The 19,698-nt window shown below is 42.4% G+C and carries 18 protein-coding genes; 10 read left to right on the top strand and 8 right to left on the bottom strand.

Annotated elements, in window-relative coordinates; translation table 11 throughout:
• The 4 genes from rsmD to ACQ76V_RS08045 form a co-directional block, all read right to left on the bottom strand.
• Entirely contained in the window at positions 1-555 is a 555-nt protein-coding gene (gene rsmD, locus ACQ76V_RS08060) for a 16S rRNA (guanine(966)-N(2))-methyltransferase RsmD (RefSeq protein WP_440999976.1), read from the bottom strand.
• 91 nt (positions 556-646) lie between these two features.
• Positions 647-1,510: a hypothetical protein gene (locus ACQ76V_RS08055; RefSeq protein ID WP_440999975.1), complete on the bottom strand. Its 864-nt coding sequence runs from the start codon at positions 1,508-1,510 to the stop codon at positions 647-649.
• 6 nt (positions 1,511-1,516) lie between these two features.
• A complete protein-coding gene (locus tag ACQ76V_RS08050) occupies positions 1,517-1,996 on the bottom strand; it encodes a hypothetical protein (RefSeq protein ID WP_440999974.1) in 480 nt (159 codons plus the stop codon).
• Between the two features lie 135 nt (positions 1,997-2,131).
• On the bottom strand, positions 2,132-2,800 hold the full coding sequence (locus ACQ76V_RS08045; RefSeq protein WP_440999973.1) for a hypothetical protein: 669 nt from the start codon (positions 2,798-2,800) through the stop codon (positions 2,132-2,134).
• A 205-nt stretch (positions 2,801-3,005) separates the two neighbouring features.
• Here ACQ76V_RS08045 and ACQ76V_RS08040 point away from each other — a divergent pair, with 205 nt between their 5' ends.
• Both ACQ76V_RS08040 and ACQ76V_RS08035 read left to right on the top strand, forming a co-directional pair.
• Entirely contained in the window at positions 3,006-4,319 is a 1,314-nt protein-coding gene (locus ACQ76V_RS08040) for an MATE family efflux transporter (RefSeq protein ID WP_440999972.1), read from the top strand.
• Between the two features lie 80 nt (positions 4,320-4,399).
• Positions 4,400-4,915: a SixA phosphatase family protein gene (locus ACQ76V_RS08035; protein ID WP_440999971.1), complete on the top strand. Its 516-nt coding sequence runs from the start codon at positions 4,400-4,402 to the stop codon at positions 4,913-4,915.
• Here the strand turns inward: ACQ76V_RS08035 and ACQ76V_RS08030 are convergent, their stop codons facing one another.
• The 3 genes from ACQ76V_RS08030 to ACQ76V_RS08020 form a co-directional block, all read right to left on the bottom strand.
• Complete coding sequence (locus tag ACQ76V_RS08030) at positions 4,916-6,649, bottom strand: SulP family inorganic anion transporter (RefSeq protein WP_440999970.1); 1,734 nt, start codon at positions 6,647-6,649, stop codon at positions 4,916-4,918.
• A 74-nt stretch (positions 6,650-6,723) separates the two neighbouring features.
• Positions 6,724-8,538, bottom strand: coding sequence for an SLC13 family permease (locus tag ACQ76V_RS08025; protein WP_440999969.1), 1,815 nt, complete (start codon positions 8,536-8,538; stop codon positions 6,724-6,726).
• 37 nt (positions 8,539-8,575) lie between these two features.
• Positions 8,576-10,711: a S46 family peptidase gene (locus ACQ76V_RS08020; RefSeq protein ID WP_440999968.1), complete on the bottom strand. Its 2,136-nt coding sequence runs from the start codon at positions 10,709-10,711 to the stop codon at positions 8,576-8,578.
• A gap of 117 nt (positions 10,712-10,828) precedes the next feature.
• Between ACQ76V_RS08020 and ACQ76V_RS08015 the strand changes: the two genes are divergently transcribed.
• The 8 genes from ACQ76V_RS08015 to ACQ76V_RS07980 all read left to right on the top strand — a co-directional run bounded on the left by ACQ76V_RS08015 (position 10,829) and on the right by ACQ76V_RS07980 (position 18,472).
• Positions 10,829-11,176, top strand: a complete 348-nt coding sequence (locus ACQ76V_RS08015; protein ID WP_440999967.1) for a hypothetical protein — start codon at positions 10,829-10,831, stop codon at positions 11,174-11,176.
• Positions 11,177-11,218: 42 nt separating this feature from the next.
• Positions 11,219-11,926: an RluA family pseudouridine synthase gene (locus tag ACQ76V_RS08010; RefSeq protein WP_440999966.1), complete on the top strand. Its 708-nt coding sequence runs from the start codon at positions 11,219-11,221 to the stop codon at positions 11,924-11,926.
• 90 nt (positions 11,927-12,016) lie between these two features.
• Positions 12,017-13,060: a porin gene (locus tag ACQ76V_RS08005; protein WP_440999965.1), complete on the top strand. Its 1,044-nt coding sequence runs from the start codon at positions 12,017-12,019 to the stop codon at positions 13,058-13,060.
• A 272-nt stretch (positions 13,061-13,332) separates the two neighbouring features.
• Complete coding sequence (locus ACQ76V_RS08000) at positions 13,333-13,830, top strand: Dps family protein (protein ID WP_440999964.1); 498 nt, start codon at positions 13,333-13,335, stop codon at positions 13,828-13,830.
• 36 nt (positions 13,831-13,866) lie between these two features.
• On the top strand, positions 13,867-14,157 hold the full coding sequence (locus ACQ76V_RS07995) for a coiled coil domain-containing protein (protein ID WP_440999963.1): 291 nt from the start codon (positions 13,867-13,869) through the stop codon (positions 14,155-14,157).
• Positions 14,158-14,239: 82 nt separating this feature from the next.
• The gene (locus tag ACQ76V_RS07990) at positions 14,240-15,064 is read left to right on the top strand and encodes a mechanosensitive ion channel family protein (RefSeq protein ID WP_440999962.1); all 825 of its coding nucleotides are present in this window, start codon (positions 14,240-14,242) and stop codon (positions 15,062-15,064) included.
• Between the two features lie 203 nt (positions 15,065-15,267).
• Positions 15,268-17,445, top strand: a complete 2,178-nt coding sequence (locus tag ACQ76V_RS07985) for a DUF349 domain-containing protein (RefSeq protein ID WP_440999961.1) — start codon at positions 15,268-15,270, stop codon at positions 17,443-17,445.
• 160 nt (positions 17,446-17,605) lie between these two features.
• The gene (locus ACQ76V_RS07980; RefSeq protein ID WP_440999960.1) at positions 17,606-18,472 is read left to right on the top strand and encodes an MBL fold metallo-hydrolase; all 867 of its coding nucleotides are present in this window, start codon (positions 17,606-17,608) and stop codon (positions 18,470-18,472) included.
• A 277-nt stretch (positions 18,473-18,749) separates the two neighbouring features.
• Here the strand turns inward: ACQ76V_RS07980 and ACQ76V_RS07975 are convergent, their stop codons facing one another.
• Positions 18,750-19,223: a hypothetical protein gene (locus ACQ76V_RS07975; protein ID WP_440999959.1), complete on the bottom strand. Its 474-nt coding sequence runs from the start codon at positions 19,221-19,223 to the stop codon at positions 18,750-18,752.
• Between the last annotated feature and the right edge of the window lie 475 nt (positions 19,224-19,698).

Genomic DNA, 19,698 nt, shown 5'->3' with positions numbered 1-19,698 from the left:
TTAAAATTCAATTCCTTTTTGGTTGGTAAAAATGCTTACATGGGTGCGGCCGTATTCTTTGTAATAGGCACAATGCGGATGATCCGTAAAGTCGTGACGCTTATCGTGTTCCAGGATGAGCCATCCATTGTCAGCTAACCATCCATCAGAGGTGATGCTTTCGATCATCTCGTGCATATAGGGATAATCGTAGGGCGGATCCGAGAAAATGATATCGTAGGGAAGCGGCATACCCTCCAGAAACTTTTCTACCGGTGATGTTACCGTTCGGATTTGATCACTGACGTCAAATTCGCGGCCTACACTTTCGATATGCCTGATGTTTCTGCGATCACTGTCTACAAACAGCACTTTGGAAGCACCTCGAGAAATAGCTTCAAATCCCAGGTTGCCCGATCCCGCAAAAAGATCTAAAACATTGGCATTGCGGATGTATTTTCGGGCGTCGAGTATTGAGAAAAGTCCTTCCTTGGTACGGGCCGCTGTAGGTCGTACATTTAAAGTGTTTGGGATATTAATTTGTCTGCCTTTAAGCGTACCGGTAATAATGCGCATGTGCTACTTATTCTGTATTTGAAAACCTTGATATAGATGCAAAGGTACAAAAAATAATGCTGACAGCGGTAATTACGGATTCAGCTTGGCATCAATCGTAATTGAGAGCTAACATGATTGCCGGGAAGGCTGATTCGAGATTAAAGCCGTAGGTTTGTTCATCGGCTTTGATCTGAATTTTTCCCAAGGTATCCATTTTGGTGATATTACCGGTGTCATCCCAAAAAGGTTGAAGTATTTCAATGACCTGATAAGCGTTTTTCCCATAGACGTAAATTTCCTCATGCAGCCCGCCCATCCAGTTTAGTTGCTGGGTATGTTGTAACCATAGATAGGGAAGGTCCTGTACCTCATCATAAGTTATGTAGGTGGCTCCGCGCAATTTCCCAAGAATAAATGAGCCTATAGTAATGCAGTTATTGTAGCAGCAAATGCTCATAAATGATCCGCCGGGATTGGCATGTTGTACCCAGCGCAATCCCAATTCAAAATCACTGATCAGGTCGGTAGTTGAAGTATTACCGGCCAATTGTCGAAGCCCCTCAAAAGATTCGTTGTTGCGTAGCAGCAGAAATTTGTAATCCTGATTGCTTAGCGGATACCAAGTTGGTTGGATGTTCTTACGGTCAATATCGCTCATTAAAATATTGATATGCTTTTCTCGCTCATCAGGATCGTCGTATACGATTTTAGGAACCGAGGTCCAACATTCCTGGGTGGGAAGCGAAAGAATACGCAGGTGGCGAATATCGTACTCTTCCTTAAATTGCTCAATGGTTTGCTTGATACCCCGAAAATGCTGCTCGGAATTACCAAGCAGCGTTTCGGTTATATCAAAGTTAAAGTCGTAACATCCTATGCGCTTGAGCTTGCGCGATTCCTCAGGATCATTTACAGCATAGAAAAGCTGTTTCCCAAAAAAACAAAGTCCTAAACTCGGATGTTGTTCCTCCATGTTTCATTATTCCCAACTGGCAGCGTTCAGTTCAGTGGTGTTTTCAAGCGAACCGATACGGTCTTTAGTATCAGGATCTTCTAATAGATAAATGTTCGGACGAAGAGTATCGTTGAGAGTATACTCAAACTTTTTGTGAGGTGGACGTGGGGAATATATTAAGGAATCCGGATTATATGTTTCATTTGAATTCAATGGTTTAAAAAGTGAATCCCCGTTGGCTACCATCAGGGAATCCGTCTTTAGGTACGTTACCAGCGTATCGAGTCCGCCTTCAGTAGGAGGAAAATTGTCTTTATCTTGCTCGTATTGAACAAGGGCATCACGGACAAGCCCCATTTGATGACGTACTTTCTTTGTCATTTGTTCGCGTTCAATTACTTCTTGGTAAGGATCAACAATTGAATGATACAGGTAGTAACCTAATCCAAGGATGATTATTCCCAGTACTAAGCTTAATAATCTATTGCGCTTTTCAATATCCATGTTCAGATACGTGTATAATTAAGGTGGTTTTTGAAAATATGACTTTGAAAATACATGCCGACTTGCTGATATGCAACTGCAAGTCTAAAATGGCAAATTTATCTCAATAGAGAGTTACATGTCCGGTGTATGTTGTTATCCACTATTTGAGAGTGTTAGAATAAAAACCTTTTCTGTCAAATACGAAGATAATCCTCGTTGTTGAAATCGTTGCAGTTCCTCAAGCTTGGATTGTTCGTGGATACATGTAAGTTTAAACTGGTTGCCAAACAGCTTTTCAAGCTCTTGTTCATCTACCGAAAAGGGTGGCCCGTTCATTTCCTGTTGCTCATATTCAAATGTTTGCATTAATATTTTGGTGTGCGGGCTGCATAATTCGATGAGCTTGTCGGCATGCCGCTGACGCATGTTAGCCGGCAAAGCTATAATCGACGCTTTGTCATAAATGAGATCTTGCGGGGGAATTTCTGTAGCCGGTAATTTCGTGAAGTCACCTTTCCAAAGCACCAGTGACTTGGAACAATAGATTGTAAAGCCATGACTGTTATCCCGCCGAAACGATTCGGGATGTCGTTGCTTGATATGGCACATAGCTTTTTGGGATACATCTACACCTGTAACTGTGTGTCCCTGATCAACAAACCACTGCAAATCCAGACTTTTGCCGCAAAGTGGAACAAGAATACGTGCAGTGGACTCAATGCCAAGGTGATTCCATAGATTCGGTAGCGGGGGATAAACAGTATCCATGTGCCATCCGGTATTCCCTTTTTGCCACCGGCTTTGCCAGTAACTTGTTTCCATAAATTTTCATGAACTGATTTAAATTGTTATCACAATAAAAACAACAAATGAGTTAAAATAATCCAGCCCAAAGTAAAGCTGGTTGGCATTTTATCTATTTTGAATAATCGTAATTCTATCGGGATTAAGTTATATTTAGCCATTTCAAAACCGCCTGTGCCTACAGTTCAAACGCTAATGTAAACGATAAATTTCTGCAAGTCCGTTGAATCGGAAAGTTCTAAATCTGGCCATTCCGAATATTATAAGCAACCTTTCTGTACCCCTGCTCGGGGCGGTTGATACGGCACTGGTAGGCCATCTTGAGGAAGCCTATTATCTGGGAGCCATTGCCGTGGGGAGCATGATTTTTAATTTCATCTTCTGGGGATTTGGGTTCCTGCGGATGGGTACTACCGGACTTACGGCGCAGGCGTTCGGTGAGGAGAATCAGACGGACAGTATCATGACGTTGGCACGGGCGTTAACCGTTGCCATTGTTTTTGGGATTTTAATTGTTTTGCTGCAGGCATGGATTGCCGACCTCAGTTTTTGGCTTGTGGAAGCATTGCCCGAAGTGGAACGCTATACCCGCCTCTATTTTGAGATACGCATCTTTACGGCACCGGCTACCCTCAGTTTGTATGCCATAAACGGTTGGTTTCTGGGGATGCAGAATGCCCGTTATCCTATGATTGTTACCATCTTTTTGAACAGCCTTAACATCGGGCTTGACGTCTTATTTGTATACGGCATGGGCATGACCGTAGACGGTGTTGCGCTGGGTACGCTAATTGCTCGCTATGCGGGGGTAACGCTGGCGGTATTTCTACTGATTTATAAATACCGAAGCTGGTTGAGCGGCTACGTGCATGATCTTCTGCTTGAGCTGGAAGCCATAAAAAAATTCTTTTCTGTCAACCGCGATATATTTATTCGTACACTCTGTCTTATTTTTACCTTCTCCTTTTTTACGGCAAAATCTGCGGAGTTCGGTAATGTCGTGCTGGCAGCGAATTCCATATTATTACAGCTCTGGATGATTGTCTCGTACGGCATTGATGGATTTGCTTACGCCGCCGAAAGTTTGATTGGTCGATATACGGGGTCTAATCAGCAAAGGCGCGTAAAATTGGCGGTAAAATATTGCTTTATTTGGGGGACGGGTATTGGCGTGGCGGCGTCGCTCGTGTATGCTATTTTTGATGTACAAATACTGCAGATATTTACAAACCAGCAGGATGTCATCGATACCGCCATGGTTTATTTTCTGTGGACCATTGCCGGACCTACGGTGAGTAGTTTTTCATACATCTGGGATGGTATTTTTATTGGTGCTACAGCAACAGGTCCTATGCGCGATTCCATGATTATTGCAACGCTGGTTGTATTTTTGCCTACCTATGCAATTGGCGTTCAGTATTTTGGAAATCATGCCCTGTGGCTGGGAATGACTTCCTTTATGCTGGCTCGCGGTGCAACGCTTACCTATTTTGCTCCCAAGCATATTCTTAAAATAAAATTGTTTTCAAAAGCATAACTTTCCAATAGCGTTATTTAAGCCGAAGAACTAAATTGATAGTAGTATCATTTGATTTTAAATTTAAATAGTAGAGAATTATGAAGACGATAATGTTGATGCGTCATGCGAAGTCATCACATAGAGCTGGAAAGCAAAAAGATCTTGATCGACCGCTTGCAAAACAGGGAGGTATTGATGCATCACGAATGGGGTTTTTCATTAAGAAAACCGGTGTTCAGCCCACCTATATTCACGGTTCTACGGCTAAGCGTGCCAAAGAGACGGTCGAGTACTTCATAAAAGCTGCTGATTTAACAGCTGATATCGTGACGTGGAATGAAGATCTGTACTATGGCGGGGCGCGTGATTATCTGTCAGTGGTACAAAAGGCGGAGGATGATACCGATCGAATTATGTTAGTAGGGCACAATCCGCTGCTTGAAGAAACGGTTTCCCTATTGTGCAATGGGGAGGGAGAATATGTTGCACGCATACCAACGGGCGGACTGGTTTGTATTGAGCACCCGGCTGTAAAATGGAAGCAGATAAAACCTGGTACGGCACGATTCAGGTGGATGATAATTCCCGATTTGTTACAAAAAATGGACAGTTAATTAGCCAGTTACGTCTTTGTAGTCGGACAGACGAGAACTTTGGTCTTCTTCATCAATAAGTTCCAAAATGTGGGAAACTGCTTCGTGGGGATCGCGATAAAAATGGTTTTCGCCCATAAATTCACGTAACCCCGATTTGCTCACCACATCACGAATAGGACCTTTGAGTCCGGCAATATAGAGTTCGATATCCCAGTTTTTAAGGGTGCCCACCATCGTTTTTATTTGTTCAATGGCTGTGGTATCAAGCGTATTTATAGTGCTGCCATCAATAATAACATAGCGTGTAGATTTATTACGCTCCCGGCTTTTCTCGATGATATAATCCCGAAAAAAGTCAGCGTTAACGAAAGAAAATGAAGCATCCACGCGAAGAATCATTAGGCCGTTAATGGATTTGGCCTCGGGATTGCGGTCCAGGTTTTTGAACAGGCGCGTGCCGGGGATAATCCCCAGTTCAGCCACATTAGGGCGACTGTATTTGTATAGCATGTGAATCATAGAGGCCACAACCCCAAGCAGGATACCCTCTTGTATGCCAATTAAAAGGGTACAGGCTGCTGTAAAAACAGCAATGAGTCCCTCACTGCGTTTGGTTTTATAGAGAAATTTAAATTCCCCGATATCGATGAGGTTAAGAGCCGAAACAATAATAATGGCCGCCAAAATAGGCATCGGCAGGAAGTAGAAAATAGGTGTTAAAAACAGGAGTGTGGCAATGATGACGACAGAGGTTATGATGTTGGCCAGCGGTGTTTGGACGTTGGCCTGCTCGGATGCCGCCGATCGGGAAAAGCTGCCGGATACCGGGATAGATTTAAAAAGGCTGCCCAAAAAATTGGAGGCGCCAATCGCCACCAACTCATGATTAGCATCAATGATATAATTGTGGCGTTTGGCAAATGTTTGTCCCAGTGAAGCTACGCTCATAAACTGCACCAGCGCCAGGGTGAGGGCGGTAGGCAATAGTTCGCGCATGTTATTAAAATTTATTGCCGGTACTGAAAACTCAGGTAATCCTGTTGGGATTTCTCCTACGAGGCTGATGCCAAGCTGACCGGCTCCCAATACCCAGGATAAAATAATGCTAACGCCAAGGATTACGACTGAAATGGGAAAGATAGGTTTCACATATCGTACAATAGCCATTACCACAATAGCTATGATACCCCAGGTGAATGTTTGCCAATGTATGTAGTCAAATTCCCATAGCAACTCTTCAAAGATTACAAAAATATACTGGGTTTGGGCAAGTTCAACGCCGAATAAATTATTAACTTGGCTAAATGCAATAATGAGAGGTGCGGCAAGCGTAAAGCCGGCAATAACCGGGCGCGAAAAAATATTGAGTACCGAGCCGAGCCGCATTGATCCCATTAGCAGCTGTAAGCCCCCGGCCATCATCGTAAGTAATATTGTGAGCGTGATATAGCGATCAGTATTAGGCTCAGCAAGAAGGCTAACACCCGCGGCAACAATGAGCATATCGATAGCGACGGGGCCGATTGACAGGTTTTTTGATGTGCCTAACAGTGGATAGATAAGCAAGGGAATAACGCCGGCATAGAGGCCGTAGATGGGAGGAACGCCCGCAATAACGGCGTATGCCATTCCCTGCGGAATAAACATAACACCGGTTGTTAGACCGGCTGTTAAGTCTCCACCAAATTTACGGCTGCTATAATCGGGCAGCCACTCAGTAATCTTAAATGTTTTGCGTAGCCATTGTTCCATAGATCCCCAAACTCCAAACCATGGGTTTGTTCGGTAATGATAACCTTTATTAAGTTGAACTCAGAATATAGATGTTATAGCGGCCATATTATAGGGGCTAAGATAATTACGACAATCCATAATACAAGAGCCAGTGGAAATCCGACTTTAAAGAAGTCAGTAAATTTGTAGTTACCTGGTCCATACACCATTAAATTGGTCTGGTACCCTATGGGAGTCAACAGGGCCATTGACGAAACAAGTGTTATGCTGACGATAAAAGCCCGTGGGTTAAGACCCTGTGACTGCGCAATCGAAAGTGCTATGGGAAACATTAGTGCTATGGCACCATTATTGGTGATGGTTTCGGTGAGCAGAGCTGTTACCAAAACAAGGCCAACAAGTATAACTCGCGGGCCATAATCACTGGTAAGTCCAACCATTCCGTCACCAATCATCTCAGCAGCACCGCTGACTTCCATTGCTTTACCGAGCCCAAGTGCTGCTCCAATGACAATTAATACCGTCCAGTCAATAGATTCTTTTGCTTCGCCGGGCTCAATCACATCAAAGGCCATTAACAGAGCTACGCCAAGAATTCCAGCCAATGCGATATGGAAAATGCCCGCCGTTACCGAAGCGATGACACTGATAAGAACAAATACGGATACATATAGATCTTTCCCAAATTCTTGTTTTCGGGTCTCTTGGTGGTTGGTAGTGGGAGCTTCGCCACCGGCTTCACTGGTTAAATAAAAATCAGCAGAATCTTCGTGTGCTTGCTGAAATCCGCGCTTGGTATCTAACAGAAGTACATCACCGGGACGAAGTACAAAGTCGCCAAGATCTTCATTAATTCGTTTTTCACCCCTTCTCACACCGGTAACGGCGGCCCCGAAACGGTCTAATAGTTTTGCTTCCTCAACAGTGGACCCAACTAACCGTGATCCTTCCTTTACGACAACTTGGTGGAGTTCACGGTCTTTCTTTTTCTCCCGTTTAATTTCACGCGGTGGTTTTACAGCTAATTTAAGTCCTGGATAATCTGTTAGATCGGGAGATATTTCAGCAAATCCCTCTTTAGGTGCATAAAACAAATGATCCCCTGAACGTAGTTTCTCTTTTTCGGGTACAGGGGCAAGTTCATCACCATTTCTGTTGATTCGAACAAGCCTGAAACCGGGGAGCTTTTGCAAATTCGCTTCGCTTACTGCTTCTCCAACAAGGCTCGATTCCTCTGTAATTTCAAGTTCAACAAGCGATTTGCGCTGTGCTTCCTCTTCCTCGCGAATATCAGTGCGATCCGGTGTAATAATTGGACTTATTACAATGATATAGGTGAGGCCGATAATGGCACAAGGCACGCCCAGCCAGGCTAATTCAAAAAATGAAAATCCTGCCATGCCATTGCTCTGTAACAAACCATGTGCAATAAGATTTGTGCTGGTCCCAATAAGGGTACACATCCCCCCTAAAATAGCAGCATACGAAAGAGGAATTAATAGCTTTGAGGAAGATACTTCATATTTTCGAGCCCAACTTCGTATGGCAGGTATGCCCATGGCAACAATTGGCGTATTGTTGAGAAATCCCGAATAGATAGATACGCTGGGAGTCATTCGCAATAGTATTTTTCTGATGTTTTGACTGCCCTTTCCAAGAATGAACTCGCTGGCATAGTCAAGAGCACCACTGTTGCGGAGTGCTGCTGCGATAATATATAACGTCGCAAGGGCTAAAATAGTGGTATTCCCAAATTGGCGAACAGCTTGCTCCAAACTGATCACTCCTGCAGCAGTCACGATTCCAACGGCAGTCATAAGAACAGCATCCGGACTCCAGAGGTCAACGATGAGTGCCGCAAAAGCTAATATTAGAACAAGGATTGTGATAATAATATCGAATCCCATGAACTACTGTATTTGATAACGACCGATGAATTAGTGTTTAATCAGTAATTGTTTCCAAAATCTGCATCTCTTTTAACAAGCTTTCCCCGTTATTAAATTCCGAAATTTGGGAGATAATATGTCGAATATCCAGATTGATTGTGCGGGATAATTCCGGTTGGAAAAGCAGGTCGTTAGCCATGCTTCTGGACCTTCTGTGCGTCACCATTCCTATTAGCTCACCATTGGTGTTTAAAACCGGACTACCAAAACTACCTCCTGAAATATCGTTGGTCGATATAAAATCGGCAATTTTACTTCTGCCCTCCATTGATTTGTGGTCACTCTTTTTGTTGGTTTGCATTTCTTTTATCTGGCCTATACTCAGGCGCAAGGTCCCATTCGCATCGGGATAAGTGATTGAATCGCTTTGAAAGTTGAAAAGCCCCTGAACATATAGTTCTTGTGCCGGCTGTAGATAGGGTACGTGCTGGGAGTAGTTTTGACGGCTGAATTGGTAGCTGTTTAGTAATTCGCCATAAAGTGTTACTAATTCATCTTTGGAGTGGTTTCGGATACTGTCGATAGGGAGGTTAAGAAATTGCTCGGCGTGATTGGGGTTAAAAATGATAGATTTGTTGCGCTGTTTTTGTACATAGGAATGAATACGCTGCTTTAGTGCAGAGTCTCGATCGCCACCCCAAAGCTCAATAAGGTAAAAGGGAACCTTGCCATCAGGTAGGGTTGCCAGCGAATATAGCATATCCTCAAGCATCATGGCTTGGGCTTCGTGATTTATATTGTTGATGATGTCTTGATGCTGTTGTAGCAGTGCTTGCTTGTTAACGGTTTTGGTGGAATCACTTATGTGTTCGTAGTATGAATTGTACAGACTCGCGATCTGTAAGAGCTGATTATTATTGATGGCATTGACCAGGGCAAAGAGCAGGTCGCCGGTTTGGGATGCGATTCTATAGGACTGGTCGAGCTGGCTTAAAACGCGCCTATATTTAATATTTCGCACGGAATCCTGTTTGATCCATTCACTGAACCCCTCCTGCGCAGTTTGCTTTTTCTTGATAATATTATGCTCTTCAATGCTGTGTTGAATAGCACGGTAATATGTGAGGTTATGGGCAATTGACGAGCGAAGCGGTGCATTTTTAATGGCTTTGGTAGAATCCTCTCTGGCGGCGTAACGTGCTGCATCGAGGATGGCTTTATACATGTCGATAAGCACTGGATTACGGTTATTTTGGTAGAATTCGATAGCATAACTGCTTTCGTAGCGTTGCGTTTCGCCGGGAAAACCGAGTGTTAGTGTAATATCTTGAACGTTAGCCTCCCTTTCAGCTATTCTAAGGTGTTTTTGTGGCTTAAAGGGTATGTTGGTTTTATTATACCTTTTACTTTGCCCGTTTGGACTTACATATGCTTTCAAAAAGGCGTAGGTGCTGGATCTGTTTAAATTAGGATTTGGTGTGGCATGAACCAGACGTACATCTCGAATTACTTTATAGACCGACATAAATTGGCGGTTGCCGCTCCAGGTGTCGTTGATCTCAACGACCAAATTATTATTTCCGGATTGGCGTTTAGCAATGACCTTCTTTTTGATTTTCTGTTTTTGCTGTCTTCGCTGCCGATAAGTTAGTGAATCAGACAGCTGCTGGTTAATTTGATCGGTTACTTCTTTCTGTTCAATGCTGATGAGCAGCCGATAGTTATCGAGGGGGATTTCTTGTCCCGAGGGTTCGGCATAAAAGCCGTTGTGGATGTAGTTTTGGGTGCGATTGCTGTTTTGTGCAATACCTTGTATTGCGGTATGGTAATTGGTGAGCAGTAGTCCCTTTGAAGATACAAATGAACCGCTGCCGGCTTGGCTGTCACCGATCATTATTTTTGCGATAGCTTTATTGAGTGAGCTGCCTTCAGGATTGTAAATTTCTCGTTTTGTAAGAGTTATTCCTTTCGATTGTAGTTTATCATGGAGGGAATTGTTGATTTGCGGTAGCAGCCACAGCCCCGATAGGTCCGAGGTTTTATCGGCAGATATGGGTGACCGATCAGGTGATGTGCTGTCGGATACAGAATGTTGGGCTTGGGCAGGTAAGAAACATCTTCCTAAAAGAAAAAGTAGTAGCAGGATAAAGGGAATAAGCCTGAATTTTTTTTGGAAGGCCGTTTGTAACATAAATGCGTGTGGTGATAAAAATTTTGTGGATGAAGGATTACGAAGGTGCGAAGATTTTTTCTTACATTAAAGCGGTTTGAATGTTATTAGCATTAAAATTGACTAAGATTTCGGATTATGAATTATAAGCACAAGTTTTTTTATCTCTGTAAAACCCCACTGAGCGCTGAAGGTCCCGAGGATGTAGAAGTTATTGATCGGGCGGAGAGCAGTGACGAGTTTCCGGAGCTGTTTAAGGAGTATGAGGAGCTGCGTTCTCATGCCTTTAATGAGGATAAACTCTACAGTATTATCCGCGCGGATGATGTGTTTGAGATCCTGCGAACGGGTACCGAACAAGAGGCCCGGGAGATGGCTTTTGACAAGGCCCAACAGGAAATTATCACGAATCTGCAGCATCGAGTGATGCAGAAGGATGATAAAGAGGCTAAAGCCATTCTTAAAGAAGTACATGATGTTGAATAGGAGGTAATTTAATACTATTTGCCGCTTGGAGCACGGTTTGTGATGGCGAAAAAACGACCTTTCTACATTGTTAAGCAGGATAAAGATATTTTTGTCGTCGACAAGCCGGCAGGACTGCTTGCCGTGCCTATTCCCGATAGCAACGTCAAAAATTTGTTTGATCTTGTTGCCGATCACCTTGCCAAGCACGGTGTTCGTGTAGGCGTAGTGCATCGCATTGATCGCTATACCAGTGGACTGATGGTGTTTGCTAAAAATGAGCGCGCGTATAATGATCTTGTTGCAAAGTTTCGCAATCATGAACCCAAACGCACCTACTTAGCCATGGTTCGCGGGGTAATAAAACAGGATGAGGGCGTTCTGGAGCATCATTTAAAGCTTATTAAAGATGGATTCCGCAATATTGTGGTTGAGCCGGATGAAGAGGGGGCAACGCCGGCGCGCTTGTCGTATAAGGTGAAAGAGCGGTTTCTGGAAAATACCCTGGTGGAAGTACAGCTGGATACAGGACTAAAAAACCAGATTCGCGTGCAGTTTGAACATATTGGTCACCAGCTTGTGGGCGACCAGCACTACGCGCCCGAGGAAGAGGGAGAGCCGTTGATTAACCGTCAGGCGTTACATGCTTGGCGTCTGGCGTTTAAACACCCACGTTATGGAAAAGAAGTGAATTTCGAAGCCAAGATTCCCGCCGATATGATGCGACTGATCGATCGGTTCCGCTGGAAAAAGGAAGCGGAGTCTGAATAGCTCTTTAAATTATTGGGAATGATATAGGTTAAGTTCGTTTTTAATTGCATTAGCAGTCCTAAAAATAAACTTTTCAACAAATTTTTTCCGATGATTACAGACGCTACGAAATTTGGCAAGATAGTTCTTTTATTTGGGTTACTCTTTTTTACCGGAATGTCACTACAGGCTCAGAACCAATCCGAGTCTGATTTTGAGCAATTCAAGAATCAGTTTAAAAATGATTATTTCTCGATTGGAGGATTGCTGCAGACGATTGGGGATTATCAGTTTGAACGTGTGGTCGGTGAAAATGGATTTTCAATATCTAATGCTCGTCTGCAGGTATATGGGGAGTTCGATCAAAAATTTGGGTACCAGTTGCAAGCTAATTTTATGAACAGCACGAGCCTGCTGGATGCAAATATGTATTATAACGTTGCGCCGAACTTTTCGGTTAAAACGGGTTTGTTTAAAGCACCATTTAGTTATGAGTATTTGACTGGTGCAGCAGCCATTGATTTTGTAAATCGTTCAGCTGTTGTCAATCAATTGGTACCCAAGAGACAAATTGGATTTCAGCTGCAGGGAACGATGGCAGATGGGAAATTTAAGTATGTTGGGGGCATGTTTAACGGTAATGGCTTTGGCCCGAATGCTAATGATGACAATAAGTTTTTATATGCGGCAAGGATATCGGCAAACACGGGGATTGGCGACGGTTCGGATGATAAATTTATAATGGGAATAAATGCCTCTTACGAAGATAGTGAGAATACAACATCAGGAGCGGGATTGTTATCTGGAATTGAGGGAGACCAATTATTGCTTGGAGCCGATACTCGTGTCACCTATCATAACATGATGCTGGCCGGTGAATTTATGTATTCTACCATTAATGATAATATTGGGATGGAGTATAATCCATTCGGCTATCATATAACGGGGGGATATTTTGTTACGCCGAAGACACAGCTGCTTGCACGCTGGGACTATTTTGACGGCGATTTTATTGGGACCAGTTCGGAGTCCCTCATCGGAGGCATTAATATTTTTCCGACTGAATTTTCTGAAGTACAGTTGAACTATATCTATCCTGTAGAACAGGGTGCCGATTTCTCTCAGATTCTATTGAATCTGCAGGTTGCGATATAAATATTTCTCAGAATTCCATTCCTAATCTATCGGGGAAAACCTATATTGATTATAGGTACCTTCTATTGGTTTATTGGAATGATAACCCCCATATTCCTGTATTAGTTATGTGATAATTAAATAAAGAAGTATCATGATTTTACAGGATACAAAAGAATTTTTTTGCGAACTCTTAAAGGAATACTTCAAGAGCAGGAATAAACGTTATTACTGTGGCTTAAACTGCAATTGCCGAAATAATTAGAATTAACAAAGTATTAAGGTGTTCAGTCATGAGTACCAAAACAAAGGGAGAAAAACCGATGGAGATCAATATTGGAATAAGTGAAGGCAATCGTAAAGAAATTGCTGATGCCCTTTCCAGAGTGTTGGCCGATTCGTACATGCTGTATTTAAAGACACATAATTACCACTGGAATGTTACCGGAGAACTATTTCATTCACTCCACGAACAATTTGAAGAGCAGTATACGGAGTTAGCAGATGCTATTGATGAGATTGCCGAACGTATTCGAGCGCTTGGTTACCGGGCGCCCGGAACATTCAAAGAATTTAATGAATTAACTTCTATTGATGAACAGCAAGATGAACCAAAGGCTATGGAGATGGTTCGGCGTTTGGCTGTAGGTAATGAACAAGTGTTACGGACGGCCCGCCAGGCTCTTGAACCGGCTAATGAGGCCGAGGATGAAGCAACTATTGATCTTTTAACAGAGCGTTTGCACGTACATTCCAAGACGGCGTGGATGCTGCGCAGCCACTTGGAATAGATGGGATAAACCAATAACTCAAAAAATACTATTATTATGAATTCACGAGAAGAGTACATCGACAAGTTGGAAAAACAGCTTCGAGAATGGAATACACAGATTGATGAGCTCCAAAAGAGAGTCAATAAGGAGTCGCAAGATCTGAAAGCCAAACTCGATAAACGAATGGATGAATTAAGAAAGAACCGTTCACGCCTGCGTTCTAAGTTGGATAAAATTAAGGACTCAGGCGATGATGTTTTTGATGAGATAAAGGCGGATAGTGAAAAGCTTTGGAAAGATGTTAAAAAAGGCTTTTCTGAAATCCGCGAAATTGTAAAAGAATAATTGTACTTTAATAAATATTTTGAAGGCAGCCCGACAGGCTGCCTTCTTTTTTTTAAAGTAAAATTAAACTTTAGGGATCAACATGAATCAATTAAACTCTTTGCAAGACGATTTAATGCCGTATATCATTGAATACGGATTAGAGCTAATAGGTGCCGTATTAATACTGATTGCCGGCTTGTTAACGGCCAAGTGGGTGGGCAAGCGTATTGAGCGTTATATGAATAAGTCTGAGCGTTTTGATGATACTATAATTCCCATCTTTGTCAAAGCCGGCAAGATCCTCATTATTGCGGTAACTGTACTGGCGGTGTTAAATAAGTTTGGAGTTGAGACGGCCAGCTTAATTGCTGTTCTGGGTACTATTGGCCTGGCGATTGGTTTGGCGTTGCAGGGGACGCTTAGCAATATAGCCTCAGGAATTATGCTTTTAATTTTACGCCCCTTTAATGTGGGAGATGCGGTTGACATTGGCAGCACCTCAGGGGTTGTGGATGAGATAGGACTTTTTGTGACTGAAATGCATACGTTTGATAACATTGCGATTACCATGCCGAACTCAAAAGTGTGGGGGACCGAAATCAAAAATTATTCTCGTAATGATAAGCGGCGCGTTGATATGGAATTTGGTATTGCCTACGATGATGATATGGATAAAGCAATGAATATTGTGAGAGAAGTATTGGATAGCGATGATCGCATTCTTGATGAGCCGGAGCCCCTTATTGCTGTCAGCAGTTTAGGAGATAGTGCTGTAGGTATTCGAGTGCGTCCATGGACCGAAACGGCGAATGTATGGCCGTTACGTTATGCTCTTACGAAACGTATTAAAGAGCGATTTGATGAAGAGGATATTTCTTTCCCATTTCCGCAGCGCGATGTACATCTTTTTCAGGAGAATGGATAAGATCCTCAGCTAATTATCGGGTTTTAAAACTTTATTATGGAGCCGGTTTCTTTAAGAGATCGGCTCTTTTTAATTAGGGGTGTTTTGATATCCCAGATGGATTGTAATAAGTTCTATAGAAATATTATCTTACTTGAACTCTTGAGTAGCTGAGAGTTTAGAAGTGAAATTTTGAATCGCCAAGCGTTATAATAGAGGTACCTGTGGATACTACTATGGAAGAGAACAAGGAAACATCCCAACATGAGTATGAGGATGAATACGTAATTTTAACTCAAAATAATGAGCTTTTCCTGAAAGGGGACGGGCAAGATGAGCGCAAAAAGCTTTGTGAGGTCAGTCCCGATGATCTTGAGGATAAGCTTTCGGAGCTTAGAGAGGTCTTCTCCAAGCTTCAGACGAAAGTTGAGGAAACGCTTGCCGATGACGTTACGCTGGAAGATCTGAATGCACTTGAAGAAGAGATTGAAAACAGCGAGGGTATAGGAGATTACGACGTATTAAAAGAGCAGATTGAAGATAAAAGATCAGATCTGTCGGAAGCGGAAGTCGATACAGCTGATGATGAAGTTGAAACGCAAGAAGTTGAGCCAGAGGCGGAAGAAGAACAGGTTGATGAGGCTGAAGATCAGCAAGAAGGGCAAGATGGTGATGAGCAAACTGTTGACGAAGAAGAAAAGGATGATGAAGTCTCAGACGAGGAAAATCCGCTCGATTACTATAAGGAGATTGTTAAGAAAGCACAGGAGCTGACTAAACAGAATGACTGGTCTTACGTTTCGGTTGAGCTCGATAATTTAAGCCACCGATGGGCCGAAGGTCCCGATACGGATGATGAGCAGGTGAAAAAGCTCTATAAAAAATTCAATGATACTGTTGATGAGTTTGAAGAGCGTAAAGAGCAGCACTATGCTGAGTTAGAACAAAAAAAGCAGGAGAATTTAGAGACAAAGAAAAAGCTGCTTGAAGAATTTGAAGGAATCGTTTCGAATGAGACCTGGACGGCTACGCGTCGAGTAAGTCAAATGAAGGGGCAATGGAACAGTACCGGTCCGCTGCCGAATGAGAAAGGGGAACAACTTGATGAGCGTTTTGAAGAGTTGCTGGATACGTTCAACGATCATAAAGTAGATCGACTGGTACAAAAGCGTCAGAAAGAGGAAGATAACCTGATGCTCAAGTTGGCCGTTTTAGAGAAGATGGAGAATGTTACGGCGTCGATGACCCACGAGACGGAAAACTGGAAGGAGATCGATGAAAAGTTTGATGATCTGACAAAACAGTGGAAGAAGATTGGCCGGGTACCCAAAGAAAAGTCAGATGAAGTTTGGGATCGGTACAAAAGTGCGCAGGATGAGTATTATGATCGGAAATATAAATATGATCCGGATCACCAGAGCAAGGTAGATAAGTTTACCCACAAGAAGGAAAAGATTATTGAGGAAGCCGAAGCATTGCTTGAAGAGGATGATCTGGCGACGGCTGCTCGAAAAATTAATAAGCTTCACCGTCGGTGGAAAAAAGTAGGCAACTTACCGCAACGTGCCGAAGATAAGCTTTGGTCGCGATTTAAGTCAGCAACGGATGCATTTAATGAACGAAAGGCGAATAATCAGGATAAAATACAGGAGCAGGAAGAAGAGCATTATCAGCAGAAGCTGGAGCTTATCGACAAGGCCAACGAAGTGAAGCATACCGATGATTTTGAGAAAGGTCATTCGCAGATGCAGAGTTTTATGGATCGGTGGAAGAAAATTGGTCCGGTGTCGCGTGATAAGTCAGAGAAAATATGGAAGCAGTTCAAGGGGGCGATGGATGAGTTTTATGATCGTCGTCGCGAGCATTTCAAAGAGGTAAAAGAAGAGCGCAAAGAAAACCTGGAAAAGAAGAAAGAGATCCTCGAAAAGCTACGCGAGCTTGGTAAGCATGATGATCCTATTGAGGCTGTGGAAATTGCCAAGGGACTGCAGGAAGAATTTAAAAATGCAGGCTATGTTCCCATCAAGCACAAAAACAAGATGTGGAAAGAATATCGTGAGGCTTGTGATGTGATTTATGACCGGATGCGTGCAGCCAAATCAGGAGATAAATTTGACCAAGAATTGGCCAAGGCTGATTTGGCGCCTGAAGACAGAAGCAAAATCCAAAAGCTGCGCAAAGAGTACAACAAGATTAAAAAAGAAGCCAAGCAACTAAAAAAAGAAGTCCTGCAGTACAAAGAGAAAAAGACCTATTTTAAACCTTCGGGTGGTGGAAATAGTTTGCTCGATGAGGTCGAAAATAGAATCGACGAAGTTGAACAAAAGTTGGAAGGCAAGCAGCAAAAGATGGAATCAATCACAGAAAAGATGGATAAGATTCGCGAAGAATCAGGTGATTAATGCTCTATTTGCTTTTCTGATGCGTTTTGTCATTATTTATTGAAATTAGTACGTCTGCCGCTGTATTGGGGATACAGCAGATAAAAATATGGTATCAGTGATGGGAGAAATAAAATAATAATCTGCAGCGGTTAAAATGTTCATAAAATGACAAGATTTAATGAGCAAAAATAAGCAAGAGATAGTTGTAACTTTTTGGGGCGTTCGTGGATCCACCCCCTGTGCAAACAAAGAAAATATGGAGTATGGGGGTAATACCACTTGTCTGGAGATTGATGTACCCGGAACCGAGCAAGTGCTAATCCTTGACAGCGGGACGGGAATACGCAATCTTGGAAATAATATTATTGATCGACCGGGAAAAATAAAGGGACGTATTTTTATCACCCATCCGCATTGGGACCATATCCAGGGATTTCCTTTTTTTAAACCTATTTACGGCTCAAAAAATCATTTTGCCATTCACATGCCTGACCAAGGCGAAGAGGGTGGTTGTAAAGATATTTTGGATGGGCATCTTACAAAAACATTTTTTCCTGTCACCTTGGATATGATTGACGCCAATCTGGAGTATATTACTCAGCCCCCACAACGGGTGGAGTATGATGGGTACGAAGTGGATTTCATGTTGGCTAATCATACTATTGAAACAGCAATTTACAAGATATTTATTGATGGCAAAGAGATTGTGTTTTGCCCGGATAATGAACTGATTCTTAATGAGTCGAAAAAAACGAATTACGACGCTAAGCTTGAAGCATTTTTACGTGGAGTAGATTTGTTGATACATGACGGGCAGTACAATCGTGAATCTTATCAAGAGAAAAAAGGATGGGGTCATTCGGCTTGGGAAGATGTTGTTGAACTTGCTGTTCGGTTGGATGTAAAACGTCTTTTTATTACGCATCATGATCCGGACTCGGATGACCGACAGCTTGGAGCGCTTGATAGTCATCTTGAGGGAGAGTTTGGGTCTGTCTTTGAGGAGATAGGGCTGGCCAAGGAGGGAAGCCAGATTATCCTGTGAATAACAATGGTTTTATTCGGTTGTTTGGCCTGCGATTTTTTCCTGTCTACAGTTTGTTTCACATAAGTTTTAAGGATGCAGGACTCCGGCTGGGATACGTAATGAAAATAACGGCATGTTGTGCCCTACTTATCCAGTCATATCATTCTACCCTATCCGGATAGAGGTTGCCAAAAGATAGTTTAATTGGCTAACTGTGAAAAAGTCAGATAAATTAAAAAAGGGACATATCCGTAATGGATATGTCCCTTTTGAAAATTATACCGTAAAATTTGTATTAAAAATAGAATCGAGCACCCAGCGTACCATCAATATCGAATTCGGTTGACGGTGCCAGGTTAAGGATAGGTGCCGCCTCAATAAATAGTCCTACCGGAGCATCTTCAAATAGATAGTTAAGCCCTATGGGTACACGGGCACCGATATAAGAGTCTTTATCTCCCAAGACCAGACGCCCACCAATACCGTAGTATAAAGGCAGGGAACCCTGTTCAACATCGCTAAATACGCTGTAGTTATGCCACAAATAATCTGCTTGCAGGGTAATGGCATCATAACGTCCGAATGACCATGCAACCCCCACGTCAATAGCATTACCGCCACCGGTCCATGATTTAGCAGTTAGTCCCGTAGGTTCGCCTATCATGAAGCCAATGCCAAGATCTTTGTTGGCGTCCTGTGCATTACCAATTGTATGCAATGAGAATGTTAGGAAAACCGCTAATATAGCAACGGATAGTAGCTTTTTCATAGATGAAATAATTATTTGAAGTTTATTCAAGATGTTTTCTAAGGTAATTAAAAGGAAAAGAAGTTAGAAAGTTCCGACCAAATTTCTTTTAAAGTAGAAATGTGCTCAGTTTCATACTACATATTTTTGGGAAGGTATATCGTGAGGCGTAGTCGGTATTAATATACGCACAACACAACTATTAAAAATATTTAAAATATATTTCAATGATACTTTAAACCGGTTGTAAGCTATTTAAATACAGAACCCAAAAAGAAGAATTAACATTATGCTAATTTTAGGATTTGTATACTTATGCCTGCTGAATAAGAGTACAATAAGTTATTCAAGTTTTTTATATTGGCGCCCCGATTGAGGGTTACCAAATAAGTTGACTATCATCTTGTTCTCAACGGGCTGTTATGTATAATTTGCTCAAAACAATGTGCTCTTTTAAAGCATACTCTAATCACTAATCAAAACGAACATATCTATC

Origin of the sequence: Fodinibius sp. SL11 (assembly GCF_052060035.1) — a bacterium.
Classification (GTDB): Bacteria; Bacteroidota; Rhodothermia; order Balneolales; family Balneolaceae; genus Fodinibius.
The sequence above is the reverse complement of the archived record's forward strand: the minus strand, read 5'-3'. Positions and strand labels throughout refer to the sequence as shown.